This window comes from Chitinophagales bacterium (assembly GCA_019694975.1).
GTDB lineage: Bacteria > Bacteroidota > Bacteroidia > Chitinophagales > UBA10324 > JACCZZ01.
The window spans coordinates 20,607-42,811 of record JAIBAY010000009.1; the positions used below are offsets into that span (position 1 = coordinate 20,607).

At 44.8% G+C, this 22,205-nt stretch carries 13 protein-coding genes; 6 read left to right on the top strand and 7 right to left on the bottom strand.

Translation table 11 applies throughout. From position 1 onward, the window contains the following. Positions 1-108: 108 nt before the first annotated feature. On the bottom strand, positions 109-1,731 hold the full coding sequence (locus K1X61_14455) for a S41 family peptidase (protein ID MBX7109849.1): 1,623 nt from the start codon (positions 1,729-1,731) through the stop codon (positions 109-111). A 350-nt stretch (positions 1,732-2,081) separates the two neighbouring features. Between K1X61_14455 and murQ the strand changes: the two genes are divergently transcribed. Both murQ and K1X61_14465 read left to right on the top strand, forming a co-directional pair. Beyond that, a complete protein-coding gene (murQ, locus tag K1X61_14460) occupies positions 2,082-2,909 on the top strand; it encodes an N-acetylmuramic acid 6-phosphate etherase (protein MBX7109850.1) in 828 nt (275 codons plus the stop codon). A gap of 185 nt (positions 2,910-3,094) precedes the next feature. Beyond that, positions 3,095-3,667 carry a hypothetical protein gene (locus K1X61_14465; GenBank protein ID MBX7109851.1) on the top strand — a complete coding sequence of 191 codons (573 nt, stop codon included), beginning with the start codon at positions 3,095-3,097 and terminating at the stop codon, positions 3,665-3,667. A gap of 101 nt (positions 3,668-3,768) precedes the next feature. On the opposite strand, the gene K1X61_14470 is transcribed toward K1X61_14465, so the two are convergent. Next, positions 3,769-5,658 carry a polysaccharide biosynthesis protein gene (locus K1X61_14470; protein MBX7109852.1) on the bottom strand — a complete coding sequence of 630 codons (1,890 nt, stop codon included), beginning with the start codon at positions 5,656-5,658 and terminating at the stop codon, positions 3,769-3,771. 407 nt (positions 5,659-6,065) lie between these two features. Here K1X61_14470 and K1X61_14475 point away from each other — a divergent pair, with 407 nt between their 5' ends. The 4 genes from K1X61_14475 (at position 6,066) to K1X61_14490 (ending at position 14,714) form a co-directional block, all read left to right on the top strand. After that, complete coding sequence (locus K1X61_14475; protein MBX7109853.1) at positions 6,066-8,198, top strand: PKD domain-containing protein; 2,133 nt, start codon at positions 6,066-6,068, stop codon at positions 8,196-8,198. 74 nt (positions 8,199-8,272) lie between these two features. Beyond that, positions 8,273-8,659, top strand: a complete 387-nt coding sequence (locus K1X61_14480; protein MBX7109854.1) for a hypothetical protein — start codon at positions 8,273-8,275, stop codon at positions 8,657-8,659. A 503-nt stretch (positions 8,660-9,162) separates the two neighbouring features. Continuing rightward, positions 9,163-11,874: a T9SS type A sorting domain-containing protein gene (locus K1X61_14485; protein MBX7109855.1), complete on the top strand. Its 2,712-nt coding sequence runs from the start codon at positions 9,163-9,165 to the stop codon at positions 11,872-11,874. Between the two features lie 128 nt (positions 11,875-12,002). Then, positions 12,003-14,714 carry a T9SS type A sorting domain-containing protein gene (locus tag K1X61_14490; GenBank protein MBX7109856.1) on the top strand — a complete coding sequence of 904 codons (2,712 nt, stop codon included), beginning with the start codon at positions 12,003-12,005 and terminating at the stop codon, positions 14,712-14,714. A 193-nt stretch (positions 14,715-14,907) separates the two neighbouring features. On the opposite strand, the gene K1X61_14495 is transcribed toward K1X61_14490, so the two are convergent. From K1X61_14495 to K1X61_14515, 5 genes are all read right to left on the bottom strand, one after another. Beyond that, complete coding sequence (locus K1X61_14495; GenBank protein ID MBX7109857.1) at positions 14,908-16,320, bottom strand: T9SS type A sorting domain-containing protein; 1,413 nt, start codon at positions 16,318-16,320, stop codon at positions 14,908-14,910. 215 nt (positions 16,321-16,535) lie between these two features. Continuing rightward, the gene (locus tag K1X61_14500) at positions 16,536-18,509 is read right to left on the bottom strand and encodes a glycogen debranching enzyme N-terminal domain-containing protein (protein ID MBX7109858.1); all 1,974 of its coding nucleotides are present in this window, start codon (positions 18,507-18,509) and stop codon (positions 16,536-16,538) included. A gap of 26 nt (positions 18,510-18,535) precedes the next feature. Continuing rightward, positions 18,536-18,859, bottom strand: coding sequence for an SCP2 sterol-binding domain-containing protein (locus K1X61_14505; GenBank protein MBX7109859.1), 324 nt, complete (start codon positions 18,857-18,859; stop codon positions 18,536-18,538). A 7-nt stretch (positions 18,860-18,866) separates the two neighbouring features. Beyond that, positions 18,867-19,652: a hypothetical protein gene (locus tag K1X61_14510; GenBank protein MBX7109860.1), complete on the bottom strand. Its 786-nt coding sequence runs from the start codon at positions 19,650-19,652 to the stop codon at positions 18,867-18,869. A 95-nt stretch (positions 19,653-19,747) separates the two neighbouring features. Next, positions 19,748-22,153, bottom strand: a complete 2,406-nt coding sequence (locus tag K1X61_14515; GenBank protein MBX7109861.1) for a penicillin acylase family protein — start codon at positions 22,151-22,153, stop codon at positions 19,748-19,750. Between the last annotated feature and the right edge of the window lie 52 nt (positions 22,154-22,205).

The following is a 22,205-nucleotide window of genomic DNA, read 5'->3' on the forward strand; positions in this document are numbered from 1 at the left end:
CTAACCAATTAAAAAGTTGTGACGAATACCAGTCTTATGGCCGTGGTGCTGTATCAGTCTTCCTGTATAACATTGAAAAGGATCAATACCTTTTAGAACATCTACAAACTATTCTGATGGCCTAAAGGAAGAAACTTCTTTACTCATGGAAGCAACAGCTTTCAGCACAGTAGGATCATCATCAAACAAAACTGCATAGAAAGCGTCCTGTGAAAATTTTTCCCTTGCGAGGAACGCTTTTATGCGCAGGTTGATATATGATTTAGCGTGAGTCAATTCCGTTTCCCGGTGCGCTATAGTCTTGCTGTCGGCCAGGAGTAAAAACGAAGCAAAGACCTGATCACTTACCTGGAAATTATTACGATAACTCGTCAGATCCTTATATGCATTAAGCAATCCGGGATGATCATGATAGTAACTGTAAGCAAACTGCTGTATCAAGCCCTGGCTGAGTATGGCATTGAGAAAGGCATTGTTATTATTACTCGTATCCAACGGTACGAAGATATCGGGCATAATGCCACCGCCGCCATATACCAGCCTGCCATTGGCAGTGTAATACCTGGTTGTATCCGCCGGGTGAATACTGTCTTTGCTCATAAATTCCCCATTCCTGTACCGGTCGGAAAGATCATTGTAATATTCATTCAGATCCTGATGATAAGGCTTTTGAATGCAGCGGCCGGATGGAGTATAATATTTGGCGACAGTCAGGCGAAGCGCAGATCCGTCATTCAAACCGTATTGTTCCTGAACCAGGCCCTTCCCGAAAGAACGCCTTCCCACCACAATTCCACGATCCCAATCCTGCATGGCGCCGGTGACAATTTCGCTTGCCGATGCCGATCCTTCATCAATCAGGATGGCGAGCGGACCTTCTTCAAACTGACCCAATACACGTGTTTTGTAATCGGTGCGCGTATAAACACGTCCCTTTGTATATACCATCAGTTTTTGCTGATCAAGCAATTCATCGGCGATATCAGTCGCAGCATTGAGATAACCGCCGCCATTTTGCCGCAGGTCAATAATGAGGCGGGACATACCTTGTTGTTTAAGTTCTTTCAGCGACTTCATAAATTCATCATAAGTAGTTTCGCTGAACCGGTTAATCTTGATGAGGCCGGTTTTTGCGTCAATCATATAAGCCGCATCTACGCTATATATCGGAATTTTGTCGCGCGTAAGGGTGAAATACAAAATCGGACTGTTGTGTTTGCGGAGTATGCCGATTTTCACTTTTGTTCCCTTCTTGCCGCGAAGCTGATTGACTACATCGAGGTCCCGTACCTTATTGCCGGTAAAAGAAGAATCGTTGATGGAAATGATTTTATCGCCGGAAAGCAAACCTGCTGATTCCGCCGGACCGCCTGCAATAACATTTACCACCATCACCGTATCAGCTACAATAAAAAACTCTATACCTATTCCTTCAAAATTTCCTTCCAGTTCCTGGTTCACCTCTTTCAGGTCGGCCGCAGCAATAAATGTTGAATGAGGATCGAGATTTTCCAGCACACGTTCAATTGCTCCATCCTGCAAGCGTTCTATATTCACCGTGTCGACATATTTTGCCTGTACATACTGCAGTACCTGATCCAGCGTACTGCTCCTCGAATTGCTGAAAACAGGTGGCTTCCCGGTGCCATGCAATACCAAACCGATTTGTATTCCGGCTGCCAGCATAAATGCCATAATGATCGGTAGCCAGATGTTGAATTTCCTGTTCATGTGATTAATTGGAACGGCAAATATGCGATTTTTAAAGGAGGATAAATCCGGACAGCCGGAGTCAACTTTTTTTATTTCATGCGCTGCATGGACTTTTTAATTCAACGTTTCTGTTCCTGTTACTGTTTGTAAATTTCCAGTTGCCAACAGACTGCCTCCTGAAACGGAAAACTTGCCTTAATGCAGTTACGATTTGAATCAGTCCGTAACTGTTAGCTGGTAATGAAACTTGTGTCCGCCGACTTCCTTCTTTTGATATCGATTGATGCTGACAGCGTAGTGTATGGATATTAATTCTCCAGTGATTAATCACTCACAAATCTCATTAGCGTGCGCTACCTTCGCCAATGATGGAGCAAATAAAGAAAACTACGGAGGCTGTTTCAAGATACAGCAACCTCGAGCAGTTGACAGTACGTGAATTGCTGAGCGGTATAAATGCTGAAGACAAAACAGTTGCGGATGCTGTTGAGAAAGTGATACCGCAAGTTGAATTGCTGGTCAACGCCATCGTCGTAAAAATGAAGGAGGGAGGAAGGCTATTTTACATTGGCAGCGGCACCAGTGGGAGGTTGGGTGTTGTAGATGCTTCAGAGTGTCCGCCCACTTTTGGAGTGGAAGACGGAATGGTGACCGGCCTGATAGCCGGAGGAGATGGCGCCATCAGGAAGGCAGTTGAATTTGCGGAAGATGATACAACGCAAGGATGGAATGATCTGCTGCAGCATAATATCAGCAACCGTGACGTTGTGATTGGTATTACCGCATCCGGCACAACGCCATACGTAACAGGTGCTTTAAAAAAATGTAAAGAGCAGGGTGTGCTGACGGGTTGCATTACCTGCAATACAGCAACAACAGTAGCCGGCCTTGCTGACTTTCCGGTAGAGGTTATTACAGGGCCGGAGTTTATCACCGGCAGTACGCGGATGAAAGCAGGCACGGCGCAGAAGATGATTTTAAACATGATCAGTTCGTCGGTGATGATTCAGCTTGGCCGGGTTTCAGGAAACAGAATGGTGGATATGCAGCTGACCAATGAAAAACTCATAGACCGCGGCACCCGCATGCTGATGCATGAGTTTGCGTGGGACTATAAGCGGGCACGTGCGATATTACAGGAGTTCGGCAGTGTGCGTAAGGTGATGCAACTGCACCGGCGCAAACCTAAAGCATAAGAAAGCACAGGATGAAACATTCCTTCGGGTTTTACAGTTTAATGAAGAAAGAGAATAGCATGCATCAACAGTGATCATGTATGCATTCAAAAGTGATAAATGATTCACGTTTGGATGCCGGGGAGAGTAGAAAATGACAGCGGATATTCATAGGTGACACTGGATTAACAGGATAAGCATAGTTAATGCACGAGATTGAACCATATTATAACTGGCGCGACAGCTACCTATCTGAAGAAGATAGATTATCGCCTTTTTACGGGCAGGAATACAGCGAGTTTGAATATTCAAACACGATTTACAATTTCTTTATCCATCCGCAATGGGATTGTTTCGGATCGCCCACGCTTTACCTGAAAGTATTGTTCGCTGATTATTCGCATCACTTTGTTGTAATTGAATTGATCGGTGAATGGAATGATGCAATCAATAACGACATCATGTTTCTGAAAAGGGAAGTGGCCGACGTATTTATGCAACACGGGATCACCAAATTCGTGCTCATCGGTGAAAACGTACTCAACTTTCATGAGTCTGATGACTGCTATTATGAAGAATGGTTTGATGATGTGAAAGATGCCGGCGGATGGATTGCGCTGCTCAACATCAGGGATCATGTGCTGGATGAAATGAACAAAGTGCGGCTGTCAAATTATGTGCAGATGGGGGAGAACCTGAATGATGTAAACTGGAGGGCTGTAAAACCTTTTCACATGCATCACCTGGTGGAAAGCAGGATGATGCAGGCTTTGAAATAGATGGGCCGGCACTGTTCCAGCCATGATGCCGGCATTGCAGCATCTGATTGCTATGCGGGGTAAAGAATTGAAAGTATGGCTCAAAGTTTAAAGCATTGATATTACGTCTGGCTTCTGACCTGCTGTTCATCGAGCCTTTCATACACAGAGTTATTGCTGATAAATTCAGGAACAAGTTCTTTCATTTTAGAAACTATTTCCATGTTATCCTGGTGCCCGAACATATCAATAAGTTCCCTGACATCACGGTCAATTTTTGTGAAAGAATACTCCCGCACCTTGGCAATCATGATCTTGGGATGATGTGTCGGAATCGTATTTTCATTGGTATTCAATAGTTCCTCCACCAGTTTTTCACCGGGGCGCAGACCGGTGAAAACAATCTGGATATCTTTTCCCAGTTCGAGGCCCGACAACTGAATCATCTTTTTCGCCAGGTCCACGATTCTTACCGGTTCACCCATATCAAATATGAAGATCTCTCCGCCCTGGCCCATGGCGCCTGCCTCTAGCACAAGCTGACAGGCTTCCGGAATCGTCATGAAGAACCGCGTCACTTCCGGATCGGTTACCGTAACCGGTCCTCCTTCAGCGATCTGTTTCCTGAATTGCGGAATCACCGAACCATTAGAGCCCAGCACATTTCCAAACCGTGTGGTGATAAAATGAGTGCCGGCTTCAATATCTTTTTCGGCGAGGAACTGGTTCAGCGACTGCACATAAATCTCCGCTATTCTTTTCGATGCTCCCATCACATTGGTCGGGTTAACGGCTTTGTCGGTTGAAACAAATACAAAAGTCTCCACCTCATATTTCACTGACAAATCAGCGCAGATCATCGTGCCCTGCACATTGGTGAGTAATGATTCGGAAGGGTTGTCTTCCATCAACGGCACATGTTTATAAGCGGCGGCATGATAAATAATCTGCGGCCGGAACGATGCGATTACATTTTCCATACGTTCCTGGTTCCTCACATCACCAATAACGACTTCAAATTTTTCCCAGGCGATCACGCCACGTAATTCCTGTTCCAGTTCAAAGAGCGGAGTTTCTGCCTGGTCGAGCAGGAAGAGCTTCTCGGGACGAAAACGGGCAACCTGCCTGGCGATTTCACTGCCAATGGATCCGGCCGCACCGGTAATCAGGATACGTTTGCCGAGTAATTGGTGACTGATCCGCTCATAGTCAAGCTGAATGAGATCTCTTTCGAGCAGCTCTTCAATTTTTACTTCCCGGATCTGGTTCATGCTCAGTTCGCCGTTGATCCACTTTGACATCGGTGGTACATGCAGTACCCTTACATTATATTTGAGGCAGGCATCCACTACTTGTTTTTTCCGGCTGGCAGCAATATTCGGCACAGCGATAATCAGGAGATCAACCGGTTGCTCTTTCAGCAGGTCTTCAAGGTCGTTTTTTGAATCATAGATGGAAACACCTTCCAGTTTTTGACGCAGGAGTTCGCTCTTGTTATCGATAAAGGCGATCACCTGGACATCTTTCTTAGGGTCGCGTTCCAGTGTTTTCTTGGTAATCAGCCCGTATTCATTTGCTCCAAGGATGATGACTTTTGATTTTTCCTTGCTGACCTGTGCCAGCTCTTCATACAATAGTTTAACACCCAGCCGGTAGGCTGACATGGAAAACACCGAGATAAAGAATTCAATGATAATAACAGAAAAAGGGACGATGTAATAGCCACTCAGTTCTAAAGAGATAAAATTTATAACGCCTGCTGTCAACGTTCCAAGCGCCAGCATAATGGCAACACGCTGTGCGTCTTCAGAGCCGGTATATTGAATCATTCCCGCATAGATGCGGAATACAAAAAAACCGGCAATGCGGATGCTGAGTACAACCGGAACTGAAACATACATGAAGGCAAGTTCGTGCGGCGGGATATGAAAATTGAAACGTAACAGGAATGCAAAAAGCAGCGCGGTCGAAACAATAAATGTATCGATGGCGAAAATTGCCCACCTGGGCACGAACGAACGATATTTAAAGCGAAGCCTGTTTATAGCCACAAGACAGATCCGGGAGCAGTTTCGTTGCCAAGTTAAAACATTTAAGAGTGTTTTTCTGATCGGAACAAAACCTGATTTCAAAACGAAACTTTATTAGTGATGCATTGACAGGAGGTTTCATTTGAAGAAATAAGCTTACTTGGCGTTCAGCAGTGCGGTAAAGCCGGACTGAATCAACCTGCGGGTTGCATACAGCAGGCCTGTCAGACTTACCAGGATGAGCAATACTTGCAGCTGATTTCAAATGTGATGTGTACAAGAAGATAAGCGATTAAGCGGAGGAATGACGGGAAAAATGATACTTTGTTGAGCAAGCGGATTCTGTGTTTTGAAAATCTTTAACTTTAACGCGATTCAAATTACGGCTCATGAAAAAATTTACACTCCTGTATGTGGTCTTGTCGCTTTTTATAGCCCACCGGATGAATGCACAGGATATCATTCAGGTTTGTTGTAATGATACAATTTGCCAACCGGGTACAGCCGTACAACTCTCCGCAACCATCGATACGAGTAATTATGGCGAACTATTATCTATCCTTGATGATACGCACAGTCAGCTGATAGACCTTGGCTTTTCTTTCACTTTTTTTGGCAATACTTACAAGAAGTGTGTCTTGTCAACCAATGCATATATCACTTTTGATTCTACTGTCGCCCTGACTTATTCACCCTGGCAGATTTCAAACCCGATCCCATCGCCACTTAATCCGAAAAATTCCATCATGGGGCCCTGGCATGATGTAGACCCTTCTGTTATTCCGGATCCATGTATCTCCTATGGTAAGTTCGGCGAAGCACCCAACCGCTTTTTCATTTACAATTTTACGAACGTACCGATGTATTACACGATCTGTAATGACCTTACTTTTACCGGTCAGATCATTTTATATGAAGAAAGCAACATCATAGATATTTATCTCGGGAACAAAATTTTATGTACAGACTGGAATGGTGGGCATGCCATTGAGGGATTACATAATGAAGATGGCACTGTAGCAGTAGTAGTGCCCGGAAGAAACTATCCGGAACAATGGGAAGCATTTAATGAAGGCACACGGTTCACTCCAAACGGAGACTCCTATGATATAAGCACCATTCCCTACCAGTCTATTCCTTTTGCAGCCGGATTGCCACAATGGTACGATGAAGCGGGGAATTTTCTTGGAAGCGGCGCAACAATAACCGTAACACCGGAGGTTACCACGTCATATTATGCGAAGGTTTCTTCCTGTTTTGATGTTGCGGATACGGTGACAATAGTGGTGGATACCTTAACCGGTACGTATAGCCAGGTTGATCCGAGTTGTCCTACCAGCGGAGACGGATCTGTTGCTGCAGCCACAGAAGGGAATTTCGGGCCCTGCACTTTTGTATGGCTCGACAGTAATGGCGATACCATGCAGGTTACGCATAATGCTGATGCAGATCAATTACAATTCCTCAATGGCGGGCAATATGTTGTTATTATTGTCAACAGCATCGGCTGTTTCATTACACATACATATTCTATCGGACCGCCGCCATTCAATGCCGGATTTACGGTCAGTCCATCAGTTTTGTGCGCTGATGCACCGGTATTGTTTACCGATATTTCAACAGGACCAATTGCTTCCTACTTCTGGAATTTTGGCGATGGCACCACCTCCACACAACAAAATCCCTCCAACTCCTTTGCTGCCGGTACCTATACGGTTCAATTGATTGTTACCAATGCAGGTGGAAGTTGCACAGATACTTTTCAGCAGACCATCATTGTGCAACCCAACATTGTAGTTGGATTTACGGTACAGGATCCACCCTATTGTGTCGGAGCACCGGTGCAGTTTACAGATGGTTCATCCGCCAATCCTTCTGTTTGGACATGGGATTTCGGAGACGGAGGCACTTCTGATCTGCAAAACCCATCTCATATCTATGCAAACCCGGGCAGTTATTCCATACATGTTGACATTGATGATGCGTTTTGCGGCAGCGGAGAATCTGCAACTACTATCACCGTAAATTTTGTACCTGCTCCGAAACTAAGAGAAGACACCATGCTCTGCCCCAATGAGCCGCTCATGTTGCATGCTGATGCAGCAGGCACTTCTTATCTGTGGTCTACCGGTGCGACTACTGAATCAATTGCAATTGCAGCCCCGGAAACAGCCACCACTTACTCGGTGATAGTTGATAATTTCGGATGCAAGGGGACGGACAGTGTTTTGATTACACCTGATTGCCTTCTATTACTGCCGGCCGCATTCTCGCCAAACAGTGATGGCGTAAATGATCTGTTGCATCCATTAGGCAGCTTACTGGCAGATTATTCTTTACATATTTATAATCGCTGGGGACAGGAAGTATATTCTTACGAAGGCAATAACCTGCAAACAGGATGGAATGGCGAATTTAACGGCGAGCCGCAGCCGGTGGGCGTATATGTATATGTGCTGAAGGGCGCATATGTGAGTGGCGAAGCGGTGTCAAGAACAGGAAATGTGACCGTTTTACGTTGAGTAACAGTGCAACAATCAGGAGTTAGGTGTTCCCTTCATTGCCGGTTAAGTTGTTTTAAAATGCTCACAATCGGATGAAACAATTGCTGCCATTTTTGATGCTTATCTTCTGTAATCAGTTGTACGGACAGGTAGCGGAATCACCTTTTACCGGGAGCCATTATCTGATAAGCCTGTATGCGGGTAAAGAATTTGATTCAAAGCAAACCTTGTCATTTGAAGATGCAGGTATGACCTTTTCGGAAGCCGGGCAATACGGATTTGAGCCGGCATCTTTCAAGTGGAAGCAAAAAAATGACAGCACCTGGACTTTTCTTTCCATAAACAAAAGCGTTAAGAATGGTATTATGACGTGGGAAGGGAAAGTGATACAGGATAAAATTGAAGGCACGTGTATATGGAGCCGGAAAGTTGAAAACCCGGTCAATTATACTTTCAGCGGCAGCCTGCTGAAGGACTAACCCGGATAGTGCCGGTTGATCGCGGTCGATCAATTTTAATAGTATGGCAGTTTAGCCTGGAGGCATTATTCCAATTGAATACCCATGTCTGATTCTAGTACTTAAAATTAAACTTAAGCTTAAGCTTAAGCTTAAGCATATTACCAGCCCTTCACTCTTTCTCCGTTGCAGCAACAGGCAATGGTGTCACAGGTACCAGTGTCAGATTCTGTGAAATATGCATGCGTGCGATTTACTGATTATCAGGTTCCGTACTTGACAACTCACCGGTTTAACCATGAAAATGTGGACTCATGGACAGGAACATTTCAACCATTTAATCTATTTCTGCCGAAGAATAACTGATGGATGGGAGCAGCAAAGAAATAAGTTTTTAGTGCAATAAAACTGCCGAATTTTGTTGCATAAGATAGGAGATTTGCATAGTTTTATATTGTAATCTGACAAATTCTTTTGAGTGCAAAATATTCATTTCATTTTTTCAAACTAAATCTAAACTTTTTATGAAATCAACAATTACTTTACTCAGCATATTGAGCTGCGTACTTTGGTTTTCGGCTTATGCAGAAACGGAACCCAATGATACAAAGGCGCAGGCTAACAAACTGACCTTAAACAGCAGCAATTCCGGTGCAATAGGTTCATCGTCAGATGTTGACTGGTGGAAAGTTGCCACCACAGCAGATGGAAAACTTGATGTCACCCTCGCGGTGGGGAATAGTATCTATTGCCAATTTTATCTGTATGATAAGGATGGCATCACCGTATTGGCCAATAACTACACCAATGGTACACTCACAATCTCCAGGGACGGACTGGCACCCGGCACCTATTACATCTACATTTTCCCATATGATAATTCGCAGCTCCCTACATACACTATTTCTAACCTTCTTACAGTAGCACCATTAGCCAATGACCCGGAACCAAATGATACTTATACAATTTCCAACCCATTGGCACCTGATGGCAGTGTTACCGGACATTGCGGCTATTATTATGATCAGGTAAGGGACATGGAGGATTGGTGGAGCGTTACCACAACCGGCGATGGGAAGCTTACACTTACGCTGTCTGTACAAAATGCCCAATATTTTTTCTGGCAGTTATATGACCATAACGGCGCTACTTTAATATCTCAGCAATATACCAACGGAACACTTGCTTTTTCAGTAGACGGACTTGCAGCAGGAACCTATTATGTGAAAGTTTTTGGTTATTCCACCGATGGTTTTACTTCTTATTCTCTTACCAGTGCATTTACTCCGGCGCCTGTTGCCAACGATGCTGAGCCAAACGATTCAAAATCACAAGCCAAGAATATACCCTTAAACAGTTCGAAAACCGGTCATGTAGGATACTACTACGATGGTGCAAGGGATATGGTTGACTGGTATAAGTTTACCACCAATGCTGATGGCCTGGTGAAGCTGACCATGAATTCCTATAACAATCAATATATTTTCTGGCAACTCTTTGATAAAGACGGGGTAACCAGCATCTACAATCAATATACCAATGGATTGTTATCTTATTCCGCGGATGGCCTCGCTGCCGGTACGTACTATGTAAAAGTGTACGCTTACAATTCGGATGGGTTCATTCCTTATTCACTTTCTGACAGCCTGTTTAGTGCACCGGTAGCCAATGATATTGAACCTAACAATGGTAAATCCACCGCCACCGTTTTTGCACTTGGGAGCAGTGTAACCGGTCATATTGGTTATTACTACGATAATGAGCGTGACTCCATTGACTGGTATAAGTTGACAACTTCGGAGGATGGACAAATCGGTCTTACCATTACCTCATATAATGCACAGTACCTTTTTGTTCAGTTATATGATAATGATGGCACCACTTTGCTGCAATCAAGTTATACAAACGGATCCATCACCGTTAATACTGATGGCCTGGCTGCCGGTGTCTATTATGCCAAGATTTTTGCATATTATGTCTACGGGTTTGTTCCTTATACACTGTCCAATACATTTACGGGATACACCAATATTGATGACGGCAGGGTAAATGAAATTCCAAAGAATGCGGCAACGCTTAATGCTAACGAGCCGACACCGGGTCATGTGGGATTCCGGGCGAATGGTGGTACCATAGACTATGTAGATTGGTGGAAAATTAATTACACCGGAAAAAGTGATATGACCGTAACACTGAATTGGGAACCTCAAATCTGCTGTGGCCAAACATATGTTTACTTGGTAATTTATGCGGATACCAGTCAGGCACCTATTTTTCAGCAATTCAGCAATTCAGGCAGCCTGAATGCGAATCTCACCAATCTTGACAAGCAATATTATTATGTAAAGGTATATATGTACTACAACTATCAATGGATGGCTTATAACCTGACGCCAACTTTTACACAAAAGGAAAAGGCAAAGATCACCTTACAGTCTTCTGTAGTGGGAACAGACTGTGCCAGCAGCTCACTGACCTATAAGTGTACCAAGAGCGAGAAGCCATATACGGTTCAACTATTCAGGTTTGGCAAGAAATACGGAGATGCCATTAATGTGAAGAACTCAACGCCATTTACGATCAATTCGCTGCCTCCCGGCAGTTACTATGCTATCGTTTACGGAGATGGCGCAACCGGACAGGGAAAAGGAACCAGTGAAACGACTACGCTGGTACCAGTTCCAACCAATCTGTCAACGAGCAACATCAAGTCAGCTAAAGCAACTTTAAACTGGGATACCCTGGTTTGTGTAGATTATGACAGCATTTATTACCGTGTGGTGGGTTCGGGTACGTGGAATAAGATAAAAACGGGCACGAACAATTCAGCATATAATCTGACCGGACTGACGGCATCAACAATGTATGAATGGAAAGTGGCACACGTTGTAGACACGCTGAATGAAAAAGCGACGAGTGCCTATTCCGGAATTGCCACATTTACCACAGCAGCCCTGAAGGAAGGTGAAGCATTGCTGAATGAAACTGGTACCTTAAGTTTGTATCCTAATCCTGCTGCAAATATCACCACGCTGCAATTCGAAAATAAAGAATCCGGTGAAGCACTGATTAAGGTAGTTGACGGATTAGGCAGAATAGTGCTGTCAGAGCAATTGCAGGTAAACAGTGGCCTATCCAGTTATGAAATGGATCTCTCTGGGTTGAGCCAGGGCCTCTACCTGTTAACATTACGGATTAAGGAGAGCGAAGAATCCATCAAACTCATTAAACAATAGAATGTAACCAAACAGTATCATCCAACAGCCAGGCTTGACTGGTTGTTGGATGACATTACGATAATGATCAAAACATATCTTACAACATCAAATTTCTTTACCAATTATTCACCTCAAAATTACTTGTTATGACAAAAATCCTAAACACAATCATCGCTTTATTGCTGCTCTCTACCGGTTGGCTTTATGCAGTCGAATCAGAGCCCAATGATGTCAGAAATGACGCAGATAAACTCACTTTAAATTCAAGCAATACGGGCGCAATAGATATTGCTAATGATGTGGACTGGTGGAAAGTTACCACCACTTCAGATGGCAAACTGGATGTTACGTTAGCCGTTAGTAATGGGCTCTACTGTTATTTTAAACTTTATGATAATGATGGCACCACTTTACTGAAAAGTGATTATACCAGCGGAACCAAGACCTACTCGCAGGATGGACTTGCGCCCGGCACCTATTACATTTATATCTATGCATTTAACGCAGGTCAATTACCAGCCTATACCATATCCAATGTGTTAAATACCATAGCAATCGCTAATGATGCAGAACCCAATGATGCATATACCCAAGCCGATGTTTTCGCGCTGAATGGTTCGGTTACCGGACATATCGGTTACTACTATAACGGGGTATCTGATGTGGCTGATTGGTGGAGTGTAACTACCACGGGCAATGGAAAACTTGACCTGCAAATGATTTCTGACAACGGACAGTATCTCTACTGGAAGCTTTATGACGGCGATGGAACTACTTTGCTGAAGTCTGATTACACGAGTGGCACAAAAACCTATTTTGTTGATGGACTTGCAGCAGGTACCTATTACGTATATGTGTATCCTTTTTATGCCGGTGGGTTTACACCGTATACCATGTCTTCAACATTTACGGATCCTGTAGTGGCAAATGATGTAGAACCCAACAACTCAAAAAGCCAGTCAAAGAATCTTCCGCTAAACGGATCAAAGACCGGGCAAGTGGGTTATTACTATAACCATGTCGCTGACAGTTCGGATTGGTTTAAGGTTACCACCGACCTGGATGGTGCCCTGAAGTTGACTATGGCTTCTCAAAACGGGCAATATATTTATTTCAAGCTGTATGACAAAAACGGTACCACGCTACTGAAATCCGATTATACCAGCGGTACTAAATCTTATACAGTTGATGGATTAGCGGCCGGCACATACTATATTAATATTCATCCTTTCTATGCTAATGGCTTTGTTCCATATACCATAGAGGATACACTCATTGTTGCTCCTGTTGCCAACGATCCTGAGCCTAATAACGGGAAGTCGCAGGCAACATCTTTTGCGGTAGGTGGTACAGTAACCGGCCATTCCGGCTATTATTATGATGGAGTTGCAGATAGTTCGGACTGGTATAAAATTATTACTACCGAAGATGGACAGATCTCTATCACCATCACCTCGAATAACGGGCAGTATATTTACTATCAATTGTACGACAATGACGCAACCACGCTATTAAAATCATCATTCACCAGCGGAACAGCCTCCCACTCAACCGACGGACTTGCTGCGGGAACATATTTTGTCAAAGTATATCCGTATTATAGCAGTGGCTTTATTCCATATACATTAACCAATTCATTGGCAACCTATACCAATGCGAATGATGGCCTTGATAATGATCTTGCCAAGAATGCCGCAACACTGGGTTCCAATCTTGAAACGCCAGGCCATGTCGGATTCAGATATAATGGCGGCGCAAGAGACGTGAGAGACTGGTGGAAGATTAACTATACCGGTAAAGGTGATCTTACCGTTACCTTAAAATGGGAACCAAGGCTTTGCTGTGGTAGCCCATACGTTTACCTGAAAATATATGCTGATACGGCCGCTTCACCGATTTTCAGTACTTACAACAGCAGCGGCACTATTAATGCCAATTTAACCGCGCTTGCCAAACAATACTACTATGTACAGGTAGTAATGTATTATTCTACGGAAGCGACAGGTTATAACCTGACTCCGACTTTTACGCAAAAGGAGAAGGCAAAGATCACTTTACAGTCATCGGTGACAGGGTCTGATTGTGCCAGCAGCTCGCTGACCTATAAGTGTACTAAGAGTGAAAAGCCATACACGGTTCAACTGTTCCGGTTTGGCAAGAAATATGGTGATCCGCTGAATGTGAAGAACTCAACGCCGTTTACCATCAGTTCACTGCCTCCCGGCAATTATTACGCTACGGTTTACGGAGATGGCGCAACAGGACAGGGCAAAGGAACCAGTGTAACCACTACACTGGTACCTGTTCCAACCAATCTATCAACAAGCAACATCAAGTCAGCCAAAGCGACGTTGAACTGGGATACGCTGGTTTGCGTGGATTACGACAGTATCTATTATCGTGTTGTGGGTTCCGGTACCTGGAGTAAAATAAAAACGGGTACGAATAATTCAGCTTATAACCTTACCGGGCTGACTGCCTCAACCATGTATGAATGGATGGTGGCGCATGTGGTGGATACACTGAGTGAAAAGGCGACAAGTGCATATTCCGCTATCACTACCTTCACCACAGCAGCGCTGAAGGAAGGTGAATCGTTGAATGAATCAGGTTTATTGAGCCTGTATCCGAATCCTGCGTCTGGCAGCACTACACTTCAGTTTACGAATAATGAGGCAGGCGAAGCCGTGATGACCGTATTTGATGCTTTAGGCAGAAATCTGCAGTCAGAACGGTTGCTGGCTGACAATGGAGTTTTTATCTATGAGCTAAACCTTGCACCATTAAGTCCGGGACTCTATATCATCCGTGTGATGATCAACGGAACGGAACATGCGATAAAGCTGGTGAAGGAGTAATTGAAAGTACCTGATCTTAAAAAAGCCACTCTCCACGGGTGGCTTTTTTATTGGGTAAAAGACCATCGGAGTGTGACTATGCTGAGGCTGACATTAAATCAATCTGCTTCAAATGGCCGAAGCTGACATCATCAGCCAGCATTCAATATGGGAAGGGCAATCAGGCCGGTACTAATATGCGAAAGATCCTGCTTCAATGAGCACGGGCAATCACTATTTTTTGATTGAATTGTTTCCTGCTGTTAACTGCCTGTAGAAAATAAATACCTGCGTCAAGTGATGCAATACTAATGCGTGCGTTTGCTGCGGTAAGATCTGCTTTTTCCTCAGCTATAATATTACCGCTCATGTCAGTAATAAAGATGTTAAATAAGTCATTGCCAAAAACTTCCCGATTAAAATAAAGATAGTCGGAAGCCGGCGTAGGGAATATCAAAAGTGTGTTATCTGGGACTGATTGCACAGATGATGTTGGCAATGAACAGCCTTTTTGATAACTGTCGAAATCAGACTGAACAAAGTTGGGTAATCCCAGTGCAGCTGATGCACCAAGATAATCCGGATCAAGGTTGATTCCATTTAATACAAAGTCGCAGCCGCTTCCTGCAACATCAGGATAGTTAATGACCCCGAGCATAGCGCCATAAGATTTAACCACATATATTTTTCCATCTGGCGCGAGTTGCAGTGCATATAAATCTTCGGTTGAGTTCAGTGTCACCTTTGAATTAATGATGGCAGTTTGATTGGCCTGCAACAGGTCAAATTGCAGCAGTGTTCCTTCAGGGTCATAACATGTTACATAGAGTTTACTGTTGTCCGGTGAAAATTCCACGCCATAAACATGTGCATATACCGGAATTGTGACCGGATTCGAAACAAAGCCGCCCGCAACACCGAAATCAAAAACTTCCACCGTATCAAGATAACCGGCTGCAACGGCAAGTCTTCCTCCACAGCCGGAAAACTTCATCTGCCCGTATGTATTTTGAATCTGCGCTGTAGTGTGAATAATACCTGCATTGCTGACAACAGGCGTGGTGTTTATTCCCGAAGCGGTGAGCTTGTATGCAAAGAAGGCATTTGTTCCCCAGCCATGCACAACGATCCATGTTTCTGAGCCATCAACACTGCTGACAGCAGTTAATTTCTCGGTGACTGCCTCCTGAAGCAAAATATTTTTTTCAGTCACATCGCCCAAACCATTGGAAAGGCTCATGTCTACTATGGAGTAGCGAAAGCCAAGCGGACCGCCGATCTCGTCCAGTGTAAAGACATAATACAGTGTATTGCTTCCGGGTTGTGCAGCAACCAGGGCGGCTTGCGTACAAGAACTACCACCAAATAATCCGTTGCCATTCGGCATGACGGCATGCAGCTTATTCCAAACGGTGATGCCATCGGTATAGAAAAGCAATGAGCCTGCGGAATCGGAGATGGAAGAACAACCTTCCGGTGTATAAATGCTGCCATCCGTCAGTACAATGGGTACTGTGTCAGTGAAATTCAGACCTGCGTGTACGCCGAAATACCAGTTATCGGCTTGTTGCGCAGATAACGTTAAAGCAACGCTAATACCACACGTAAGAAAAAGGAGATGCTTCATGGCTGAAACGAGGGCAGCTGTTGAAAAATAAAGCTACCAAAATAAAGGGGCATTTCATGCAGACTTTCAAACGTTTTTGGAATGCCCCCGAACATCACCTGTTAACTGTTTGGCGGCCACAGGAATTTTATGGTGTAACCGGTTTATCAACTATCCTCCATAAATATAAGCGAGGTGATATTAAGATGCCATCCTTTTAAACCTTCGCGAGCCGGTCATGCATCAGGAAAAGCGAAAAGTTCGTATTCGAATATTACCCGGAGTAATTCGGCAACACTCCAGGCCTGTGCAATACAGCCACGGAGCGTATGAGGTTCGTCGCCATCAAATATTTCTGAAACGGAACCAATTCCTGCTTCATTAAGCTGTTCGACGAGCTGATTGATTGCCTGCTGCGCGGCCGGCTTTGCATCTTTACCGTAGCAGTTAAAAAGCGCATCAATGTATATTCCGGTCAGCCAGCTCCAAACAGTGCCCTGGTGATAGGCCCCGTCGCGTTGCAGCACATCGCCTTCGTATCTTCCGGCATAATGAACATCATCGGGAGAGAGGCTGCGCAGTCCGTAACGGGTGAGCAGTTTTGCCTGCACCACTTCCAGAATTTTTTTTGCCTTTTCTTTTTTGATCAGCGGGTAACATAGTGCAAGGGCGAACAATTGATTAGGGCGAAGAGAGGAATCCGTTGCCTGCCCGTTTACGACATCATTGAGGTGTTGTTGTGAGGTGTTGGAGAAAGCAGCCAGAAAATTCTTCTTTGTAATTTTTGCTTTCGCGCGAAAAATTTTTGCTTCTGCCCGTGCACCGCTTTGCTTCAGCAGTTTTGCATAGATGCGCAGCGCATTATACCAAAGTGCATTGATCTCCACAGCTTTGCCCTGTCTTGGTGTGACCACCCAGTCACCGGCCTTTGCATCCATCCAGGTTAATTGTATTCCATCTTCACCGGCCGATAGCAATTGATCATCTGTTACATGAATGCCATAACGTGTGCCGCTATAGTGCCAGTGGATGATATCGCTTAGTACCGGCAGGATGTTTTTCCAGATAAATTTTTTGTTGCCGCCGGCATCGAGATATCTCTTGACCGCAATAAAATACCATAGTGTACCATCGGCATTATTGTATTCCGGTTCCTGGCCGGCCTGGTCGGGGAAACGGTTTGGCAACATACCATTGTTCACATAGCGTGCAAAGGCAAGCAGTATTTTTTCTGCATCTTCCAATCGTTTCGTGACAAGGCATAAGCCCGGAAGTGCAATCATGGTATCCCTGCACCAGTCAGCAAACCAATGATAGCCGGCGATGACAGTCTTCAGGTCAGCATCTTTCTGCACAATAAACTGATCAGCGGCGAGCAGCAGTTGCCGGATTACCTCCTGCTTTTGTCCGGGTGCAGCGATTGTAGCGCGTCTTTTAATTTCAGCTTCGAGTATTCCTGCTGCATTATAGTCTGCCGGGCGTTTCGAACTGATGATGACAATAATTTTATGCCCCTGTTCCAGCTGAACACTGAGTGTTCCGGGAGAAAAAAGATCTTCATGGCAATCGAGTCCGCGTTCTTTTTCTTCTGTGTATTCAAAATTCCTGTACCATGCCGGAGCATGGCGGAAAACAGCATTATCAATATGAATAAACACTTCCTGGTCTATATCATCCATACGTTGTGAAAGCGTGCCCGATGAGAATGCTGTCGCCTGTTCGGGTACGTTGATCTCCGATCTGAGCGAATGATAATTTCTCGCCGCTATCAGCGGAGTCAGTTCAAGTTTAATAGGAGATCCGGTTTTTATGACTTCATATTCAATCAGCGTTGTGTTTTCGCCATGCGGCATGATGATGCGCTTTTTAAGCTGAACATCACCGGTATCGTATAAAAATTCGGGGTACAGATTTTTTGTAAAGGAAGTTAGATAGCGGTAACCTTCCGGTGAGATAACATCTCCATAGTTGTTGCATCCAAGTTCAAAACGGAGGCCACCTGACACAATCGTTTCGTCCAGTTTGCTTAATAAGAGCATGCGTTCCGCTGGCGGCGTGACCGCGGCTGTGAGCAATCCGTGATATCGCCGCGTATTGCATCCGGTCAATGTTGAGCTGGCGTAGCCTCCCAATCCATTGGTTTCAAGCCATTCGCATCTGATGGCCCGTGCGTAATCTTCAAAAAATTCCTTCTCCTTAAAAAGCTTCATTGTGATAATGTATTGGTTATCGTAATCTATTCAGTTACCCGTTCAAACATTTCTACAAATTTGAGCATGGATGGAATGTTGCTGACTTTTATTTTTCCGAACAGCACGGCCATTTGCGCATTGGTACGTCCCAATTCCACATCTTCATAATCGGTATCGCTCGCGGATATTTCGCATTTTGGGTTACCGTTGAGTCCTTTCTCCACTGAGCAAACTCCATCCCTGACTTGGACGGTGAACTCACCACCGCGATCGCCGGCGATCTTAAAATGATAAATGAGATCAAGGCCTGCACCACTGCCCGGTCTAAACCTTTGAGGTAATGATTCAATCATAGCTGCTGCTGTCATGTATGATTTATTTTTGATTGACGGAAGGCTGACCTATAACATAATTTACTTTAAGTCCCCACCTGTTTTTTACCTGGCCTGCTTTCCAAATGTAACCATTGCTTGGAATTTGACTGGTGAGGCGCTGCAAATCAGCGACGGTATAAAACCTGGTTACTGATACTGCACCATCCCATAAAGTACACAGTGGAATCAGCGGCAGGAGATACGTAAACAACAGCCTGTTCCAACGGAAAGGCTTAAAGAATGGTGTGAGCAGGAGGAATGCGATTGGTTGAATAAGCAGAACACCAAATACTATTGTGAAGAGACCTTTGTTGCCAGCGTCAAATATTCCGATTGCAACTTTGTTTCTTACTGCATCATTCAATATTTGCGTGGCTTGCTCGGGGCTGAAATGGTGGAAAGAGGAGAACAGAAGGCGCATACCTTTCAGGGCAGGAGAAACACGCAGGGCATTCACCGGTTTGCTGATGAAATCTATTTTCCCGCCGGTCAATTGTTTTAGTTTTGCGTAGGTGGCGATATTAGGATACAAATCACTGAGCACAATCTGCGGGTGACAATCTATGGCATTGAGGTACTCAATCATTTTAAGCACTCCGCCGCCACCTCCGGCGCAAAGCTCGGTGAGTTGATTCGTTTGCTGATTGGACAAGGTCTCTTTAATCAGCGGAGCAACCGGCTCATAAAAGTCAGTCCATGAAATGCCATGCCGTAAAAAATCCATCATTCCTTCCCTTATAACCTGTGGAAACCAGGGCAGATCTTCGAATTCAAACAAGTGCGGCACGGAAAGGAGATTGACGATGTAATGATACTTAATACATGGTTAAAAGCTGATACTCATTGTGCATGGCTGCCGGCAATTGAATCATCGGTGCTTGTTCATTCCTGTGCAGGAATCAGCATCAGTTCTCCCTTTTTTGTTGCTTCAATTTCTTTTGCATTCATCATTTGCGGCCTGTATTTACCTGTATTATAGAGCCCGAACTGATCGCCATAATGCGGGCTGACCGGATTGCCGGATTGCCCGGAGGGAATGACGCTTAGGGAATGATCCACATCATTGAAGTCAATCAGGATGCGCATGGCCGGCCCGTAGGTTGATTCAAATTTTCCGGATCGCTTTAAGTCGAAGCCGGTGTTATTAATGACTTCCATACCGCCTTTTACCGGCGCGGGACCAACATTAAAAAATAAATCCATTGGTGTTTTTTTCCCAAAAGGATGCGCCTGCTGAATGGTGTGTACACGGTTCCAGGTCCACTCTGAAACATCCTTTCCGAGCTCACCTTCTAATTTTAACACAGCGCTGTCAAATGCAAGCTGAAAAATTTCGCTGCGTGTTTCTTTACTGCCGCCGGTATGCACATTGTCCCACCATGGTGAATCCGCATTTAAGGGTAAAACATTGGTAGTGGCACGCATACACCATGTACTGCTGAAAACATCGAAGTCTGCCTGGCCCAATTCATCAGCCATGGTATTGAATAAGAGGTACGCCATCATAGTATAATAGATTGAAGGCGCGATGTCGTTCAGTTCATGCCGGCCATCCCATGCTGCCAGTGCATTGAGTGCAGCGGCTTGTACCGATCCATCTGCGTATTTTTTTGCCGACCTGATGACAGCGGCAAATTCCTTAGCGACGATGGGTTTTGTAGATGAGGTGACATCTGTCTGCACACTTTTCATTTCTTCCAGCGACCAGACTGATTTTGCATTCAAGAGTGTATTCAGCCGTTTCGCCCTGTCTTCAGGATAGAAGTAACCTGAGAGAAATATGCCATTGAGCGTGTCAGGCTGATTATTACAGGAATAGACAAATCCGGAAGGAGGGTTTTCGGAATGTGGGTTATCGCTGAACGGATAGTAATCCGCTTCATTCAATCCGCTGCTGCCATCGAGAAATACTTTTGCATCAACGCCTTCCGGGTACCGGGTAATTTTGGCGGCTGTCCACCAGGCGATATTTCCGTCCGCATCGCCATACATCACATTAAGGCCCGGCGCATGCACCCATGAAACGGCTTCTTTGAAATCAGCCATCTTTTTTGCTTTGCTGAACAAATAAGTTGCCTGCAGGGTCTTAGATGGAAACTTAGTAAACGTCCAGCGCAGTGATAAACGGTCTTTGATTTCATGCAGCCCTTCCCATGCATTGTTGAATACCGGGCCGTGTCTTGTTTCGATTATCCTGAAATGTACAGGTTCAGCGCCTTTCACGATGATCGTTTCTTCCCTCGACGTGGCAGTTTCCCAATGATCCATAAACCAAAACTGTGTGGAGTCGCCTGGATTGACTTTCTCCCTGAAGATATCCATATCGTCATTTTCAAACATGGTGAGTCCCCATGCGGCAAAACGTGAATGGCCGACAACGCCAAATGGCACGCCGGCTAGAAAATTACCGTAGAAGCTATAACCCGGCGCTTCCAAATGTGCTTCATACCAGACGGAAGGCTGTGAATAGCCGATATGTGTATCATTTGCGAATAATACTTTACCGGAAGCCGACCTTGCAGGGCTCAGCACCCAGCCATTGCTTCCAATCCACGGCGCAACAGGAATCCCGTTGAGGATAGCGGTAACTGTTTTTGATATTTGGGTTAAGGCAGCATCCGCGACGTGTACCGGAATTTTTGTGGTGCCCTGCTGGTATTCTTTTGCAATATCGCTGAGATAGGCAGTGCCAAACTGTTCTTTTATTTTTTCAAATACAGGATCGGAGCGAAGTGCTTCTGCGAAATTAAATGACATGTAGCCGATGATGCAGTAGATATCTTCAGGAGTAAATGGCTGTTTTTTGATGCCCATTAATTGAAACTCAACCGGCGTTTTGCCATGCGCAATATACTGATTGATGCCGCTCAGGTAAGCCATTGCATTTTGCTGATAGGCCGCTGTGTCGGCGCTCAGATACAGGGCGGTGGATTGTTTGGCCATTTCGGCGATGCCCAGTGTCCGGAAGAGTCGATCTGCTTCCACCATGTCTGCTCCGAATATTTCTGAGAGTCTTCCTGCACCAACTCTGCGCAGCAGTTCCATCTGAAATAATCTGTCCTGTGCATGCACATAGCCAAGCGCAAAGAAGGCATCTGCTTCGCTGCCGGCATAAATATGCGGGATGCCATAGTCATCATATTTTACACTGACGCTTTTGTTCAGGCCAATCAATTTTACGGTTCCATTATAGATTGGCCCGGTAGAGCGGAGATAGAGATATCCGCCAATCGTAATAAGCACAATTAATAGCATCAGTATCAGCAATGTCCACTTGATTACTTTCATCCGGATAATTTTTTATGGCGTGAATTTGCAGAATATAGCGGAGAATATGATT

Bases quoted from the DNA above. Each gene is read 5' to 3' on its own strand.
- K1X61_14455 (MBX7109849.1), bottom strand. From the start codon at position 1,731: ATGAACAGGAAATTCAACATCTGGCTACCGATCATTATGGCATTTATG.
- murQ (MBX7109850.1), top strand. From the start codon at position 2,082: ATGGAGCAAATAAAGAAAACTACGGAGGCTGTTTCAAGATACAGCAAC.
- K1X61_14465 (MBX7109851.1), top strand. From the start codon at position 3,095: ATGCACGAGATTGAACCATATTATAACTGGCGCGACAGCTACCTATCT.
- K1X61_14475 (MBX7109853.1), top strand. From the start codon at position 6,066: ATGAAAAAATTTACACTCCTGTATGTGGTCTTGTCGCTTTTTATAGCC.
- K1X61_14480 (MBX7109854.1), top strand. From the start codon at position 8,273: ATGAAACAATTGCTGCCATTTTTGATGCTTATCTTCTGTAATCAGTTG.
- K1X61_14485 (MBX7109855.1), top strand. From the start codon at position 9,163: ATGAAATCAACAATTACTTTACTCAGCATATTGAGCTGCGTACTTTGG.
- K1X61_14490 (MBX7109856.1), top strand. From the start codon at position 12,003: ATGACAAAAATCCTAAACACAATCATCGCTTTATTGCTGCTCTCTACC.
- K1X61_14495 (MBX7109857.1), bottom strand. From the start codon at position 16,320: ATGAAGCATCTCCTTTTTCTTACGTGTGGTATTAGCGTTGCTTTAACG.
- K1X61_14500 (MBX7109858.1), bottom strand. From the start codon at position 18,509: ATGAAGCTTTTTAAGGAGAAGGAATTTTTTGAAGATTACGCACGGGCC.
- K1X61_14505 (MBX7109859.1), bottom strand. From the start codon at position 18,859: ATGACAGCAGCAGCTATGATTGAATCATTACCTCAAAGGTTTAGACCG.
- K1X61_14515 (MBX7109861.1), bottom strand. From the start codon at position 22,153: ATGAAAGTAATCAAGTGGACATTGCTGATACTGATGCTATTAATTGTG.